The 15,000-nt window shown below is 39.6% G+C and carries 13 protein-coding genes (1 of these 13 cut by a window edge); 6 read left to right on the forward strand and 7 right to left on the reverse strand.

Annotated elements, in window-relative coordinates:
- Positions 1 to 94 precede the first annotated feature (94 nt).
- A complete protein-coding gene (locus FHG67_RS16220; RefSeq protein ID WP_002619995.1) occupies positions 95 to 598 on the forward strand; it encodes an SRPBCC family protein in 504 nt (167 codons plus the stop codon).
- A 174-nt stretch (positions 599 to 772) separates the two neighbouring features.
- Here FHG67_RS16220 and FHG67_RS16225 read toward each other — a convergent pair whose 3' ends face one another.
- Entirely contained in the window at positions 773 to 1,534 is a 762-nt protein-coding gene (locus FHG67_RS16225) for an LIC10920 family plasminogen-binding lipoprotein (RefSeq protein WP_002619999.1), read from the reverse strand.
- 757 nt (positions 1,535 to 2,291) lie between these two features.
- Here FHG67_RS16225 and FHG67_RS16235 point away from each other — a divergent pair.
- Positions 2,292 to 2,699 (forward strand): response regulator, encoded by a 408-nt coding sequence (locus FHG67_RS16235; RefSeq protein ID WP_026054270.1) that lies wholly within the window; start codon positions 2,292 to 2,294, stop codon positions 2,697 to 2,699.
- Positions 2,700 to 2,848: 149 nt separating this feature from the next.
- Here the strand turns inward: FHG67_RS16235 and FHG67_RS16240 are convergent, their stop codons facing one another.
- Entirely contained in the window at positions 2,849 to 3,523 is a 675-nt protein-coding gene (locus FHG67_RS16240) for a hypothetical protein (protein ID WP_002619993.1), read from the reverse strand.
- Positions 3,520 to 4,227 carry an alpha/beta hydrolase gene (locus FHG67_RS16245; protein WP_004500065.1) on the reverse strand — a complete coding sequence of 236 codons (708 nt, stop codon included), beginning with the start codon at positions 4,225 to 4,227 and terminating at the stop codon, positions 3,520 to 3,522. Before FHG67_RS16245 ends, FHG67_RS16240 begins: the two co-directional genes overlap by 4 nt.
- 161 nt (positions 4,228 to 4,388) lie before the next feature.
- Between FHG67_RS16245 and FHG67_RS16250 the strand changes: the two genes are divergently transcribed.
- The 3 genes from FHG67_RS16250 (at position 4,389) to FHG67_RS16265 (ending at position 7,727) form a co-directional block, all read left to right on the forward strand.
- On the forward strand, positions 4,389 to 5,156 hold the full coding sequence (locus FHG67_RS16250; RefSeq protein ID WP_061216676.1) for a beta-ketoacyl-ACP reductase: 768 nt from the start codon (positions 4,389 to 4,391) through the stop codon (positions 5,154 to 5,156).
- 574 nt (positions 5,157 to 5,730) lie between these two features.
- On the forward strand, positions 5,731 to 6,747 hold the full coding sequence (gene lpxD / locus FHG67_RS16260) for a UDP-3-O-(3-hydroxymyristoyl)glucosamine N-acyltransferase (RefSeq protein ID WP_004501072.1): 1,017 nt from the start codon (positions 5,731 to 5,733) through the stop codon (positions 6,745 to 6,747).
- 71 nt (positions 6,748 to 6,818) lie between these two features.
- Positions 6,819 to 7,727 carry a DMT family transporter gene (locus FHG67_RS16265; protein WP_036086800.1) on the forward strand — a complete coding sequence of 303 codons (909 nt, stop codon included), beginning with the start codon at positions 6,819 to 6,821 and terminating at the stop codon, positions 7,725 to 7,727.
- Positions 7,728 to 8,198: 471 nt separating this feature from the next.
- On the opposite strand, the gene FHG67_RS16270 is transcribed toward FHG67_RS16265, so the two are convergent.
- Positions 8,199 to 8,420, reverse strand: coding sequence for a hypothetical protein (locus FHG67_RS16270; protein ID WP_016760117.1), 222 nt, complete (start codon positions 8,418 to 8,420; stop codon positions 8,199 to 8,201).
- A 747-nt stretch (positions 8,421 to 9,167) separates the two neighbouring features.
- Between FHG67_RS16270 and FHG67_RS16280 the strand changes: the two genes are divergently transcribed.
- The gene (locus FHG67_RS16280; protein ID WP_036074921.1) at positions 9,168 to 9,779 is read left to right on the forward strand and encodes a hypothetical protein; all 612 of its coding nucleotides are present in this window, start codon (positions 9,168 to 9,170) and stop codon (positions 9,777 to 9,779) included.
- Between the two features lie 388 nt (positions 9,780 to 10,167).
- On the opposite strand, the gene FHG67_RS16285 is transcribed toward FHG67_RS16280, so the two are convergent.
- The 3 genes from FHG67_RS16285 to FHG67_RS16300 all read right to left on the reverse strand — a co-directional run.
- A complete protein-coding gene (locus FHG67_RS16285; RefSeq protein ID WP_004496978.1) occupies positions 10,168 to 12,306 on the reverse strand; it encodes an adenylate/guanylate cyclase domain-containing protein in 2,139 nt (712 codons plus the stop codon).
- A gap of 1,031 nt (positions 12,307 to 13,337) precedes the next feature.
- Positions 13,338 to 14,108 carry a ribonuclease H-like domain-containing protein gene (locus FHG67_RS16295; protein WP_004500145.1) on the reverse strand — a complete coding sequence of 257 codons (771 nt, stop codon included), beginning with the start codon at positions 14,106 to 14,108 and terminating at the stop codon, positions 13,338 to 13,340.
- A gap of 56 nt (positions 14,109 to 14,164) precedes the next feature.
- Positions 14,165 to 15,000, reverse strand: the 3' portion of a protein-coding gene (locus tag FHG67_RS16300; RefSeq protein ID WP_142499852.1) for a lipase secretion chaperone. 49 nt of this gene lie beyond the right edge of the window; the window shows 836 of its 885 coding nt (coding positions 50-885); the start codon falls outside the window, past its right edge; it ends in the stop codon at positions 14,165 to 14,167.

Genomic DNA, 15,000 nt, shown 5'->3' on the forward strand with positions numbered 1-15,000 from the left:
ATTTCTCATGTGATTTTCTAAATGCAGAATCGAAACTCAGCTTGAATCCGTTTTCGCACTTCCGCGTTTTACACAAACTCAAGGAGAAAGAAAGATGACATCTCAGATTTATCCTCTACAGGATCCTAAACTGGATTTGGTTCTCGAAAGAATCATAGACGTTCCGCGCGAGCTAGTTTGGGCCGCCTGGACTACTCCAGAGCATATCAAACAGTGGTTTACTCCATCTCCATGGAAGACAGTTGATTGTGAAATCGATCTACGGCCGGGAGGAATCTTTCGCACCATTATGCAGTCTCCCGAGGGACAGGATTTTCCAAATATGGGTTGTTATCTCGAAGTAATCCCAAATGAAAAACTTTCTTGGACGGACGCGCTTCAGCCTGGTTTTCGTCCCTCTCCAGATCCCACTCATCCATTCGGATTCTTTACCGCAGTGATTACTCTGGAACCCCACGGCACCGGCACTAAATACAGAGCCACTGCAATTCATGGAAACGAAATAAACCGTAAAAAACACGAGGAAATGGGTTTTCACAAAGGTTGGGGAATCGCTCTGGATCAGCTTGTAGCGCTCATCAAAAAAATGCAACACTGAAGACTTCGTTTTGTTTGGGTCATGTTCCTAGAATCAATTTTTACTTCTTGGAACAAAAATGCGAACGTTCTCTCTACCGCGAAAAATACTCAAAAGCCGGTAAACTGAAATCTTTATTTTCCACGTATGATGAATTCAGGGAAATGAGATGAAGGTTGATTGAGAAACTTAAAACTACTGAGTCGTAGAACCTCCGCTTGGAATCACATTGGGCGCGTTGCAAGAGATTTTTCCGGTAATCGTAACCGCCGAACCCGAAGCCGATGCCGTGGAAACACAGGAATGATTGTCCTGAGTAAAACATTGCTGAGTCGTCGTGACCGAAGTACAATTAACGTTGTCCGAAGTATAGCACTGGTTGAGAATTCCCGTACTTGTGGAGCTATCGAGTATTTTTCCGGAAAGGGAAAGATCGATTTCCATGTACTGTAAGGTTTGCTGTTGAGCAGCGCCATTTCCTGTCGGATATACCGGAATTCCGGAAGATCCCCATTCCACTTTACCGACATTACCAGTAACAGTCCTACCGAAAGCTCCCCCCGAATAGCTGAAACCTTGTTGTGGATCCACCGCTCCTTGATACTGAGTTGAATCGAATTGGAATCGAAGAACCATCGCTTCGGCCGTATTCTTCATAATCAACTGACTTGTGATCGTATAACGAGTACTTGAACCGGAAGACCCCGAAGTTGTGGTTCCGGTATTTCCTCCCGTAGTACCCGCCGCCGTTCCAGAGGAGGCGGCAGTCGTCCCGGGAACGGCAACCCCACAAGAGGAAATCTTATCGGAGTCCACTTCTCCGTTTATGAGGATTACGTTTCCGGTTGCTGCAACAAGAACCTTCAAATCCACCTTATTTTGATCTCGATGTTCGCAATTGAAAAAAGTCGCCGAAAAAGCAATCAATAGAAAAAATCCGATATAAAAACGTTTCATAAATACCTTTAGAGTTATATTGATCGAAAAGCAAATCTGGGTCAAGAATGAAAATGAACCTATCACTTTCGATTTCGACCCTGTATCTAAAAGATCGTTTCCCTATACCTGAATTCTGAAATAAAATTCGGAAGAATAATTCAACATAACGCAAAAATAGGATACGCTCCGGACAATAGAGGGATTCTCCAGGAAAAGGATTCAGCAGTGCCAGATTACCAATCCCTATTCGGATCTTTCCGAAAGAATTTGTGTGTGGAAAAAACCCTTTCACGAAAAATTCTTCAAGCAAAAACGCAAAAGAACCCGGGCTTTGAACGGGATGATAAAAAATAGGCGGTGGAATTTCTTCACGGATTGTAGGAAAATCATGGAGTCTATAACTCGAATATCGATTTATGAAAAACGACCAGATCCTATCCCTGTAAATTAGAATAAGCTTGATCAAGTATAAACTAAACTTTTAAATAATGGTTTGCAATCCATCAATTACCAAAGGAAGATTGAAATCGGCCTGGAAGAAAAGGATGCCCGGATCGTTTACTTTATTGATTCCGAGTATTTAGGGTTCTGCAAAAGAATGAAAATTTTCTTCCCTTTTTTCTCCATAAAAAGAAATGGAGGAAATCGATCCAGAATTGATATCTGCAAAAAAGATCAAAAAAATATAGGCGTGAGTTTGAGAGTGTTCCCGGAAAAACGAAGTTCAGCGTGCAATTGAAATTTGCACGGTTTGGACAGAAACGGAGAGGATCTTTTGAAAGATACAGTAAAAAATAATGCGATTCTTTGTGTGGATGATGAACCGATCATTTTGATCGCGTTAAAACAAGAACTAAAGAAACAATTCGGAAACGAATTCCAATACGAAACCGCAGTCAACGCAACTGAAGCGTTGGAAGTCGTGGATGATCTGGCGGAGAATGGAATCAACGTAATCTTGATTCTTTCCGATTGGCGTATGCCTGGGATGAAAGGCGATGAATTCTTAATTCATATCCATCAAAAATACCCGGATATCCGTTCTATATTGATCACGGGTTATATAGACGATGCCGCGGTGGAAAGAGTGAAAAAAGAAGCGGGGACTTATGCTGTTCTACCGAAACCATGGGATCCCAAACAGCTAGCGGACGCGGTGAAAGTTTGCTGTAATCGAAATTAATTCGACATTCCATCCTTGATGGTTGAGTCTTCCCAAAACCTTAAAAGAAATTTTCATACCAATTTATAGTGTTCTATTTTTTAAAACGTATAATTTTCAGTAACGCTAACGACATTCCCCTATCATTTCACTTAACGTGTTCTTGCGTATTAACCGTTTTCCGGAACCTCGTCGAGATAACTTTTTAATTCGTCCTTGAGTCCAGGCGGCAATTGAAGTCCGGAGCTTTCGATTCTTTCGTTGTATTTGCTGAACGAAAATCTATGTCTGGAGGTCCTTAGATAATCTTCCAATGCCTCGGAACCCCAATCGAGTATATCCCGGATGAATTCTTCGTTCTCTTCGAGTTTCTCGCAGTAAGGAATGAACAAAGGACGGTTGACCGGTCTTCCGATCGTTCTATAAAACATCAGTCGTTTGAGAAGATCGCTGTCTTTTAGATTCTCCTTTTGCTCCATCGCCTTTTCCACCATTCTCAGATTGATACAATCTAAAAATTCGACTTTTAAATTTTCGTCGTTTAGACGCTTACGCAGAGAAGTTTTGATTTCTTCGGTTTCGTATAGAAAGTTAGGGCAATATTCGGGACATTCGACTTCCTTATGAAGATCACAAAAATGAAGAAGAATACAATCTATATCGGACGCGGTTTCCACGATTCCGAAATTGATCGAACCCAAGATTTCAACTCCGGTATGAAAACCTTTTTCTCCCAGATCTTTCAGAACGATTCGGAAAGCCTGCATTCTTTTTAGAGCTTCCTTCGTATCGTAATTTCGATATTTGTTCTTTAAAGCGATGTATTTCTCTATGAGTTTCGTCATCCGGTAATGTTCCTGAGATACAGGCTCATTCCCCTAAGTACGATTTCCGGAATTTCGTGTCCACCCTGAAAAGCGATCATCTCTCCTTTCCATCCGGCTTCGATTAACAGCTGTTCCAATTGTTTTGCGGCGGGATATCCGAGAACCGGATCCATTCTTCCATGACTCTGAAAGAATTTGTATTCCTTCTTTTTTTCGGCGAGCCTCTTCCAATCCGTTTCGCTGATGAGAGTTCCGGATAAAATCATAAGTCCCGCGGGAGCGACTTCGGAATGAAGAGTGATATCGGTCGCAAGCATCGCACCTTGACTAAAACCTCCTAAGATGATTTTATTCATAGGAATTCCGAGACTACGGATCATCTCCATTGCTTTCTCTCGAGCGCTTTCCAATCCCGCCGGATAACGATCGGAAAAATCACGATAACCTCCGGTCATCATCGCTTTTTGTAAAGCTTCCATATCGATCGGAAACCAAGCCCTTCCGTTATAACCGGGCATCACGGGAACCTCCAAAACTCCATTTGGAAACAACCAATTTGTTCCATCCGGAAGATCCAAATACGCGCTGAGAGGCGAAAGATCGTATGCGTTTGCTCCGTAACCGTGAAAAAGAACTACCATGTACGCTTCGGGATTTCCGGGTAAATGGACGGCTTCGATGGAACCAACCATTTCTAAGGGACGATTGTAAGAAGACTGCATGTTTTCATTCTCCAAAAACGAAATGAAAGAATATTCATTGAAACGAATCTATATTCTCAATTCTAAAAGGCAAAGGAAATTCAAAAGAAAGTTTTTACTTGGCAATTCTATTTCTCTTACGGAAATGGAAAGCCAATTAGAAACTCGACGCGAGGGAAATCATGTCTAAACAGTTCGAAGGAAAAGTAGCACTCGTCACCGGAGCCGCGTCTCCGCGCGGTCTCGGAAGAGCGATCGCCAATACAATCGCAAAAGAAGGAAGCGACATAGTAGTAGTCGACTTAAACAAAGAACATATCGAACAAGCCGCCGTCGACATCGCCAAAGAATTCGGGGTGAAAACTTTAGGACTTTCGTGTAACGTAACCAAGCCGGACGATTGCGACTCCGTCATTTCGGGTGTTAAGGAAAAATTCGGCAAACTTGATTTCCTCGTAAACAACGCGGGAGTTCTTAAGGATAACCTTTTTATGAGAATGTCCGAACAAGAATTCGATTTCGTTTTAGACGTTAACTTGAAAGGAGTTTTTCTAATGACTAAGTACGCTTCCAAACTTCTTCTCAAGGCGGAGTCCGGAAGGATCGTTAACATCTCTTCCGTTTCCGGGCTTACCGGACAACCGGGACAAGCGAACTATTCCTCTTCCAAAGCGGGAGTGATCGCTCTTACAAAAGTTGCTGCGAGAGAATTCGCAGGAAGAAACGTCCTCGTAAACGCCGTTTGCCCCGGTTACGTTCAAACCGATATGACGGCCTCTTTGCCCGAAGAAGTTCAAAAGAAGTTGACCGATCCCATGTTCATTCCTCTTCGAAGACCGGGCACACAACAAGAGATTGCAAACGCTGTGAAATTCTTTTTAAGCGACCAATCCGATTATATTACAGGAACATATTTGAGAGTGGACGGAGGCGCCGCAATCGGAATGTGATTTGGAAAATCCTTGCGGAGACGATATCTCCGCGAGTCGAAAATTTATTTCGATTCAACTTTCATTAAAAACCTCAAGCATTCCTGCGACTGATTTTTTTCCTTTTACTGACTCTATAGAGCGTGTCCCAAAACCATTCGATCTTATCAGAATCGCCGCAATTGTTCCTACGTTTTGAGACAGACTCAAAATAGAATACCGTTAATTTGAGCGCAAATCCAGTGTTAGACGCAGAATTTTGGACGCTTTGATTGCCACTATGAAAATAGTACCAAAAATTAACGGACGGTTTTTGCAAAGATATAGAAATGCTCACAAAATTGCGCCGAATCCAAAATTGTTGGCTTTTTTAGAGAAGATCTAACATTCTAAATTTTGAATATTTCAATTTTTTTTCCCTTTTCAGAAATCAAAACAGATTTCAAGAAAAAATCTCTGTTCTTATTGAATCACTTTTTTATAAAAGAACTTTCACAATTAAAAATAACAAACAGTGTCCGTTTTCATTGTATAACAGATCTTAAAGATAAAAAACGAGTTGAGTCCTTTTTTTATATGAGAAAAATTTGATCTTATGAAAGCCAAAGATTTAGCGAAAACGCTCGGAGTAGCACTTAAGGGCAACGGAGAAATGGATGTCAACGGAATCGGAGACATTGAAAATCATTCGAACGTTTTACCGGATCGAATTTATTACTTCGAAGCAAAAAAATATCTCAGTTCTAATCCGAAAGCGAAGCAGGTTCAATTGGCGCTTACCATTCCTTCGTTGGCCGATGAGTTTACCTCATCACTGATCGCGCCGGAACATGAGGCAAGACTCAAATTTATCGAGTTGCTTTCTCTCTTTGAAAAGAAACCGAAACTCCCTACTCCCTTTATCTCAAACAAAGCGAGCATTCATGAAAGCGCTCAATTAGGAAAAAACGTTACGATCATGGACTTTGCCGTAATCCAAGAAAATGTGAAAATCGGAGACAATTGCCAAATTTATCCGAACGTCATTGTGGAAAGTGGAGCGAAGATCGGAGAAAACACAGTATTGAAATCGGGGGTTGTAGTCGGTTATAATTGTATTCTTGGAAAACACAATCTCATTCATTCGAATACGGTAATCGGAGCGGACGGTTTCGGTTTTTATGATAAAGGAGGAGTGCGCTACAAAATTCCTCAGATCGGAAATACTGTAATCGGAGACTATGTGGAAATGGGCGCTTGTTGTACTGTGGATCGTGCGACGATCGAAACCACAACAATCGGAAATCATACGAAATTCGACGATCATGTTCATATCGCTCATAATTGTAGAGTCGGAAACTATGTTTATATTGCCGGCGGAACGGTTCTTGCCGGTTCCGTTACTTTGGAAGACGGAGTTATCATGGGCGGCCATGCGGCGGTCGCAGAAGGAATCACGATGAGAAAAGGATCGATTCTGATGGGAATGTCCGGTCTTGGTGAAGATAGTGTCGAGAAAGTCGCGTATTTCGGTATTCCCGCAAAACCCGCCTTGGAAATGCATAGAATCCATTCTTCCATGTCTAAACTTCCCGAACTTGTGAGAGAACATAGAAATCGCTCTAAGAATTAAGCGTTCATTCGAGTAAAGATTGAATCTGTTTTTTAATTCCTGAAATTGGCAAAAGAGACTCAATTTCTTTTATGCTATCGAGCGCCAGTGCCAAATTTTACGTCCTTCTTGTAATCGCCATGATTTCCTGGGGTTTTGCCTGGCCTTCTGCAAAGCTCATCGTGAAAACTCAGCATCCGAATGTGATCATCTTCTGGAGATTTTTAGCGACCGCACTCTCTCTTCTTCCAGTAGTCTTCTGGAAAAAAGGATTTTTCCGTTTACCGAATTATAAAGTTTTATTTCAGATCACGATTGGCGGAGTTCTTTATACCATCTATAATCAATTCTTTCTTCTAGGTCTGAAGAATGGACTCGCAGGAGCAGGCGGAGTTCTCGTAACCACAATGAACCCGATTTTTACGTACGTGTTCGTACATTCCTTTCAAAAAAAGTTGCCTTCCGCTCGGGAAGGAATCGGACTTTTATTAGGTCTGTTCGGAGGTTGTATTCTACTTAGGCTTTGGGAACTCGATTTGGATTCCTTATTCCGATCCGGGAATATTTTTTTTCTTCTTTGTGCGTTTAGTTGGGCTCTCTTAAGCATCAATAGTCACAGGACAGGACAGACAATTTCTCCCCTTGTATATAGCTTTTACGTTTTTGCAATCGGAACGATCCTTGATTTATTTCTCGCCTTCCCCTACGGAGTGGAAAATGCTTTGAGTTCCGGGTCTTATTTTTGGTTTCATATTTTTTATCTCTCCGTGATCGCTACGACTTTCGGGACCACGGTTTACTTTTTTGCCTCCACCCAATTGGGCTCGAAAGTAGCGAGTTCGTTTATTTTTTTGGTTCCGGTCACAGCTCTTTTGGGAAGTTGGATTTTTCTAGATGAATCTCCGAATATTACGACGATGATCGGAGGCACTTCCGCCGTACTTGCGGTTTTTCTTTTGAATCGAAATCAAAATGATGAGAGTAAAAAGGACGGAATTTGAAATTCCAATCAGAGTTTAGGATCTTTATAAAAAATCAGTTTTCAAAAATAGACTTTCTCCATTCGAGTAAATTGTAGCCGTAAAAATAAAAAATGATTATCGAAATTCCAATTCAAATAAATTCCCGAAAAAATGTTAATGTAGATAATGTCCTAATCCTTTCACAACTAGAATGTGGGAACTCCTATATTTCAAGAGGTCAAGACAACATCACAATTGCATATCCATTCTAACTTTAATCGTTCGAAGCGCTGGATAAAATTGTCATAAGTCCAATGGTTTTAAATAACTTTTCGCAACGAAGTTCCCATGGATTCCCATATCGACTGGAGACAGTCGAGTAGTCATAGAGGCAACCTGACAATCGATAGAACAATAGTGTGGAATCGTATTATTCTTGAAAATGACTTCCGTACACTTCGGGATTTATAAATCGTTCAAAAGGGAATAACGAAAGCTACTCGCTTACTTTTAACCCCAGCGGCTTTTGTAGTAATGAATTCCGGACGGAGCAATTCCAAAACCTTCCGGATATTCGACCACAAACCTGGAATCTTTCAAATCCTCCAGATGGGGTCTGAGTTGGTGCGCAGGTTTGGCAGTATTGATCTCCAAAGCCTCCATAGTCGTCATTCTTCCCGATTGAGAAGCGTGATAGATATCTTGAAAGATTTGAATTGAAAGAGGATTCATGATGAGCCAACTCTCTTTATCTTTTAAGAAGTATCTCTTTTGTGTCAAAAAGATTTTAAAATTTGTAGATGTAAGAACTCCCGAATCTTTGTATGTAAAATTTCCGGTCCAAAGCTGGTTTATAAAGCGCTTTCCTTTTCGTTCTGTAGAACTAGATTGTAGGCCTCTTTTACTACTCGGACGCATAAAAATGGTACCAAAAATTAACAGACGGTTTTTGCAAAGAAATAGAAGCGCTCGCAAAATTGCGCCGAATCCAGAATTGCTCGCTTTTTTTGAAGAAGATCTAACATTCTAAATTTTGAAACAAACTGATTATAGTATTTTTTTCATGCGTCCGAGTAATATATTTCACTTCGGGCTTTGGCAATATCACGAAGATCGCTTTTTGCTTACTCTCCGCAAGAAAACAAGAAATTTACAGATCATCGCTTTCGAAGTCTTTTACTCTAATCATTCCATCCGCTACAAACTTAAAAAGAAGCCTTTTGATTCGCTAAGTTTTGGGATAGATTGTAAATTCCGTTCAAAAATTAAAAAAAGAAAACAAACCGGTGTCTTTTTTGTTCTCGGTTTTTTATTATCTTCATTAAAGTTAAAGCTCTCGGGAAAATTTCAGAGCCAGATTTTATTTTTACGTTAGTGTTCACGCTAAAGCTTTACAAAAGTATTTGGTTTTGATTTATTTCATTTCTTTCCAAAGAAAAAGAATGGAAAATGATTTTGCTTTATAAGATAATCATACTTATGATTCCCAAAAATCAAATACCTGAAACAAGAAATCCGATTGAATTGATGGAATTTCTCTCAAAAGAAATAGAAAACCCCTCTTTTGACGAATGGCTTTCCGAACTCGCAAACAAGGCAATCGAAAACGATAAATTCGTGTGGAGTTTTTTATACCAAGTGATGCGTGACGCGGATTCAGGTAGACTTTCTTGGGGCTATCATAAAAAACTTCTTTCAGGCGTATTTCAAATTCTTTCCAGAGTCGGTGACAGCCGCGCATATCGAGTCATCATCAATTACGTCAAATCTTTAGATCGCCAGATTCCGATCGGAGCCTTGGAATTGATTGCGGACTTATTACCTTCCTTTGCCGAAGTGGATTTAGATGAGATTTTGAAAATTGCCACCAATCAAGATTCTCTCAAATCGGCTTTTGGAATTTTAGCTCTTTTCCAACTGATCGTTCAAGGAAAGATTCCTCTCGAAAAAACGGAAACGACAAAAGAATTTCTCAAAAATTATAAAAACTATGTCTATTATTTGGATTCGGTGGTCGAACAATCTTTGGATTACCTCAAAGCCCAAGAAGAACCGAATCTCCTTACCTTCTTCAACGAAATTGCCGTATAATGTTACAGAGGCGTCTCTTTTTTCCGATCTTTCAAAACTAAGAATCGGAAATAATTTTTTCACAATTTATGATTCTTACTTCCCAAGTTGGGATTTTCGAAAAGAATTCGGATTTTAAACTAACCGAATCGGAACTTCCAAAAAGATTTCATAATATTCTAAATTTAGAATAAATCCTTCTCCGAAAAAATCAATTATCGGGCGCCAATAGAAACGAGATTGAGTCACCAGCTTGATTTTTCTGACAAAGTAGAAAACTCAATGCGTCGCTCTTTGAGGATCGCTCGACAAACTCAGTGTCTCACTTCCATTGGCGCTCGACAGGTTTGAGGCGCTCTGTAAATATAATAGTACATTATAAACTATTTAAATAAAGCTCCCAATTTACTCAATCCCCCAATAGTGTGACCCCCTGCCAGTTTTCAGGGACCCCAAACCTACAATTGTGCACAGACTTTTCCAAGTACACCCTTGCCGCTTGATCAGCACGATTTTTTTCCAAGATTCGATTAAAAACGACACAAGCCTCCTCGAAATGTTTCTCTCTAAACAAAAGGATTCCGCGCTCGAATTCCTCCCTTGTATTCATGTAAGAATCAATTAAATTTTCTGGAAGTCCGTTAAACACTTCCAAAACCGTATAAACACTTCTCTGATCTCGAATCTGAATCCGGTCCACAACCCGATAGAAATACTCGGACGAATTTGTTAAGCGAAATAGAGTAGAATCAGTAATCAACAGGGAAGACTCGTACGTTCTCGAAAGTTGCCCTATTTTTGAAGCAACGTTCACTGAAGATGAAATGACGGTGCTTTCCATCCTTTCCGCTTCTCCGATGGTTCCCAGTAAAATTGGTCCGGTATGAATCCCACTTCCGGAACGAATCGGATCTTTCCCATTGGCGATCCTTTCTCGATTAAATTCCCTTAAAATTCGTTGAATTTCGACCGCACTTTCCAAAGCCCTTTCGGGTTCGGGAGGGAATAATGCTAAAAAGGCTTCTCCGAAATATTTATCGATAAATCCGTCTCTTTCGCGAATCACCGGACCGACTTTACCTAAAAAAGAATTGATGAATTTGAAATTTTCCTTTCTTGTCATCTTTTCAGAAGTATCGGAAAAAGTTCGGACTTCGCTATAGAGAAGACTCATTTCCTCTTCCGCAATATCCCCGAGTTTAATGTCTAGAACATCATGTTTATTTAATATTCTTAACAACTCCTTCGGAACAAAAAGTCTGTAAGAAGAATTCACCTTTTTTAAACTTTCAGACACATCCTCCATAGCATTGAAAGCCAGAGAATATCTTTTAGCCAGAAGGTAAGCTTCAGAAAAGATGAGAGCGATCAATCCGAACGGAGCGAGAATAAACGTAGGTATAATTCTTTTATTATAAAAAATATCCTGACTATACGCAAGAAAGACCGCTAAAATTCCGATCAGGATTGCGATCGCACCGGTTTTTTTTCGAACCAACGCGAGCGCCAACACGTAAAATCCGACCGCAAAACATAAAAACGTAAACACGTAATAATATTCGATAGTCCCAGTAAATAGAACAGGATCCTGAGAAACGACGATCAGGGAGAAAATCGCAGCGATAAAAACGACAATATAATGGATCTCTTTTTTTAACTCTTCCGGAAATAAAGCTCTTAAAAACGCCGACGTGATCGGAGGAATCAGATAGAAACTTAGGTAAACGATTTTCATATGAATAAGATACGAAACACCAGGAAAAATCACTTGGATGAGATTTTGTTCGGTGCTGATTTCTCTGAAACAAAACACAAAACAAAGAACCCCAAAATATAAAAGAGCCGCGTCTTTCTTTCTTAAAAAATAAAGAGTGAAATGATACAAGGCCATCGCGATTAAAAACCCGAGAAGAAAAACGTCTACAGTCATCCTTTTTTCTCTGAGTCGAATGATCTGATCCTCGTTTCCAAGTATCAAACGCGCAGTCAACCCGCCTCTGGCGTGATAAAAATTGGAAATGGGAATTCGAATTTGAAATTCCTTTTTTTGAACTTGAAAAGGTAAAATTTTTACGTTCCATTCGGGTGTGGATGTGTCCGAAGTTTTTCCGGGAATACCTTGAGTTCCGATTTTAACCTTATCGATCCAAACCTCGTATGCGGTTTCGGAAGTTTCCGCTAAAATCGCAAGATTTGTCGAACTTAGATCCTTAGGGAGAATCACTTTCAAAAAGTATGTTGCAATTCCAGTTCCGGGATAATTTTCTCCATGCGGCTCTTGGATCCGAGTCCAAGCTTTGGGGACGGGCATGAGTCTATTTTTTTCCGAGTTTACTTCCGGATCTTCAATAAATTCTTTCCAACGAAAAATCCAATCGCCCTGCAACGCAACTGGACCGTATTTTTCAAAATCCCAGGAAGAAAGATCGATGACTCCCGAAACGGCGGAGACTTGAGGACGTTCCAATTCTAACGCACATTGATTTAAAACAAAAAAGAGTCCGAAAAAAAGTAAAACTTGTCTTTGGAAAAAACTGAATCGTATCATGGAACTTTTCTTAATTTTCTCTTCCAACTCTGAAGTCGGTCAATTTGAATACTCTACTTCTACGCATCTGAAGTGTGTTTCCATTCAATTACTTGAAGAAACGACTCTACAGTAATGAATCGATCCTTGAGATGCTACCACAGTTTATTATTTTCCGCAACTCCCTTAAAGGCGACACAAAGTTTACTTGAAATTTCTCTATCCAGAATTGGAAATTTCATTCTCATATTCTTTTCCATATCACGGATAAAAGTTCGAATATTCATTACAAACAATTAAACAGGTTATATCTTTTGACTGAATCCGATCCAAAGCCTCACAACTCATTCTTTTTCTCAATAGAAACTAACTCGTCACAAAATCCAGAAAATCCGAGTGATCCAGATAATCCGCCCAATCGCCCAACTCGATAAAAGTACCGTATCCGAAAGATACAAAAAATATTACGTAGTCTAAATACAACTCCTCAGAAACCTTCAAAACAAGCCCATCGACAAAATCCCTACAATGGCCAACGAGTAAATATAACTTATTCTCGGGTATGTAAAAATACGCTTTTGAAAATTAGAATGTTGGAATATTCCTCTAAAAAGTCTGGAATTCCCGGTTTGACTTAGAGTTTGAGAACCATTGTACTTTTGCAAAACCGGTTGCTTATTTTTGAGTATCATTTTCATGCGTCCGAATAGCAAAAATCTGCCAAATTCACATAAGAGACATCGGAGTTTTTTCAATTTGCTGTTAATTTACTAAGCGGTTTAGTTGCATTTTCAAGTTCAAAAAACCTTCTTTGAATTTGAAATCCAAAGGTAATTTCCAACTTTTAATATCTCATGAGACCAAACTCACGTTAAACTTAATATCCAAGACTGTTACAAACCGAACTTATTTTTGTAGAGACAGTTCTTTAGAATGCGTTTTTTCTTTGAGAAGCATTTTAAATATCCTTCTTACTCATCTCTACATAATAGAGTGTCCAAAAGCGGGATTTGTGCTCAAATTAACGGTATTCTATTCAATAAGGATCAGTATTACCGAGATTGCTCAGGTTCCTTGACAATTTCTCCATAGAATGGAGTTTCCTTAATCTTTAAATTGTATCCTTTGACGAATAACTTTTCAAGATTAACCGTGTCTTCCCGGTTATACTCTTCTAAAATTTTGAGAGCGTCCATGTCGTCATAATCCACATATTGCTTCCAAAGATTTACAGCTTCAACACCTGTGATTGAAGCCGCTTCTGACCGATGGATACCTAATACTTTTTCGCATCCCTTGAGACCACCTTTGATCCCGAGAGATCTTAAGAAAAACATAATGTCGATGTGGTTATTTCTAAAACGCACATTAAATTCCCTTTCTAAAAAGGGAATGTCGAAAGCTATCCCGTTGTAGGAAACAAAAATCTGATCCTGACTGAGATTATCTAAAAAGAAATCAAGATTAAAACCTCGAATATAGGAATGGTATTCGAATCCATCGAAAGTACCGATGACTGTTGTTCTGTCTTCGTTTTCTAAACCCGTGGTTTCAATATCCATATAAAGAAGTTTTTTTCGAATCGTAGGAAAAAGTCTCCAATGATGTTTGGCTGAAAGAACGTGAAAAAAGTAGAAAAAATTTTCTCTTTCCAATTCTTTTTTAGAAAATTCTAATGCTCCTAAAGTCAGATTTCGAGTCGGAGCAGGTTCAATTTTCAAATATTCCTCAAGATCTTTCCAATCATAAATTCCATTTTCCCAAAGATTTTTTTCTTCCGTCGTATTGATTCCGGGAAGATGACAAAAAGTGTGTTTCAACATCGGGTTTTTCTTAGGACTTCCCAATACAAAAGTAAATCAGACTTCTTTTATACAATTTATTTTTCCTTTTTTTTTCTTTCTTCGGCTTTATTACTCGTGTCTATACGATCCGCATCGTCCTTACCGAAATATTTTTCACGCATGTGTTTTGTTTTGTTATTTCGGTCGGACAAACTCATTCTTTCCAATTCATCCTCTTTCAAAAACATTTCATTTTCATAGGTGTTATATTTGGACTCTCTTTTCTTTACGGTATTATAATATTGGCCGTAGACATTTTTTCTGAACTCCTCGTATCTTTGCATTCTTTGTTCGCCATTTAAAGACTCCGTATCGATTAAAAAACCTCCCAAAGAATTCCGGTAAGTTTCTTCCGCTTCTTCCAACCCGAAGATAAGTTGGGCGTCGTTATCGGAGAAAAATTCCCTTCTTTTCTTTTTAATGAGTTCGTATTTTTCAGCGTCACTAAGCTTATCAGAAAATTCAAATTCCCTCATGGTTATTTCGTATTTCAAATAACTCGAAAAAAGATTCATTAGATATTCGACTTCTTTTCCGGAATAATGGTCCGCAATGAAAGCTCGAATAACTTCATTACACTGTTCGTAGGTTAAATCTTCGGGACACTCCCTTCTTAGGGCCCAAAGTTCGGAAACCAAATTGACTTCTCCGGTGGAAGCGTACCGTAACAACTCGTCAAAGGAGAGCCAATTTCCATTCTCGTCAAAGATTCTGCGTGAAGTATCTACGATCGCTTGATTTAAGGTCCACTCGTCGGATTGCGTGTGTTGGAGTTCAAATTCCGCCGCATTCAAGCTTCCCGAAGAGTCTTCGGAAACGCTACTTCCACTGAAAAACGCAAACCAGACCAATACGATTAAAATCACAGAGA

The sequence above is a fragment of the Leptospira weilii genome, assembly GCF_006874765.1.
GTDB lineage: Bacteria > Spirochaetota > Leptospiria > Leptospirales > Leptospiraceae > Leptospira > Leptospira weilii.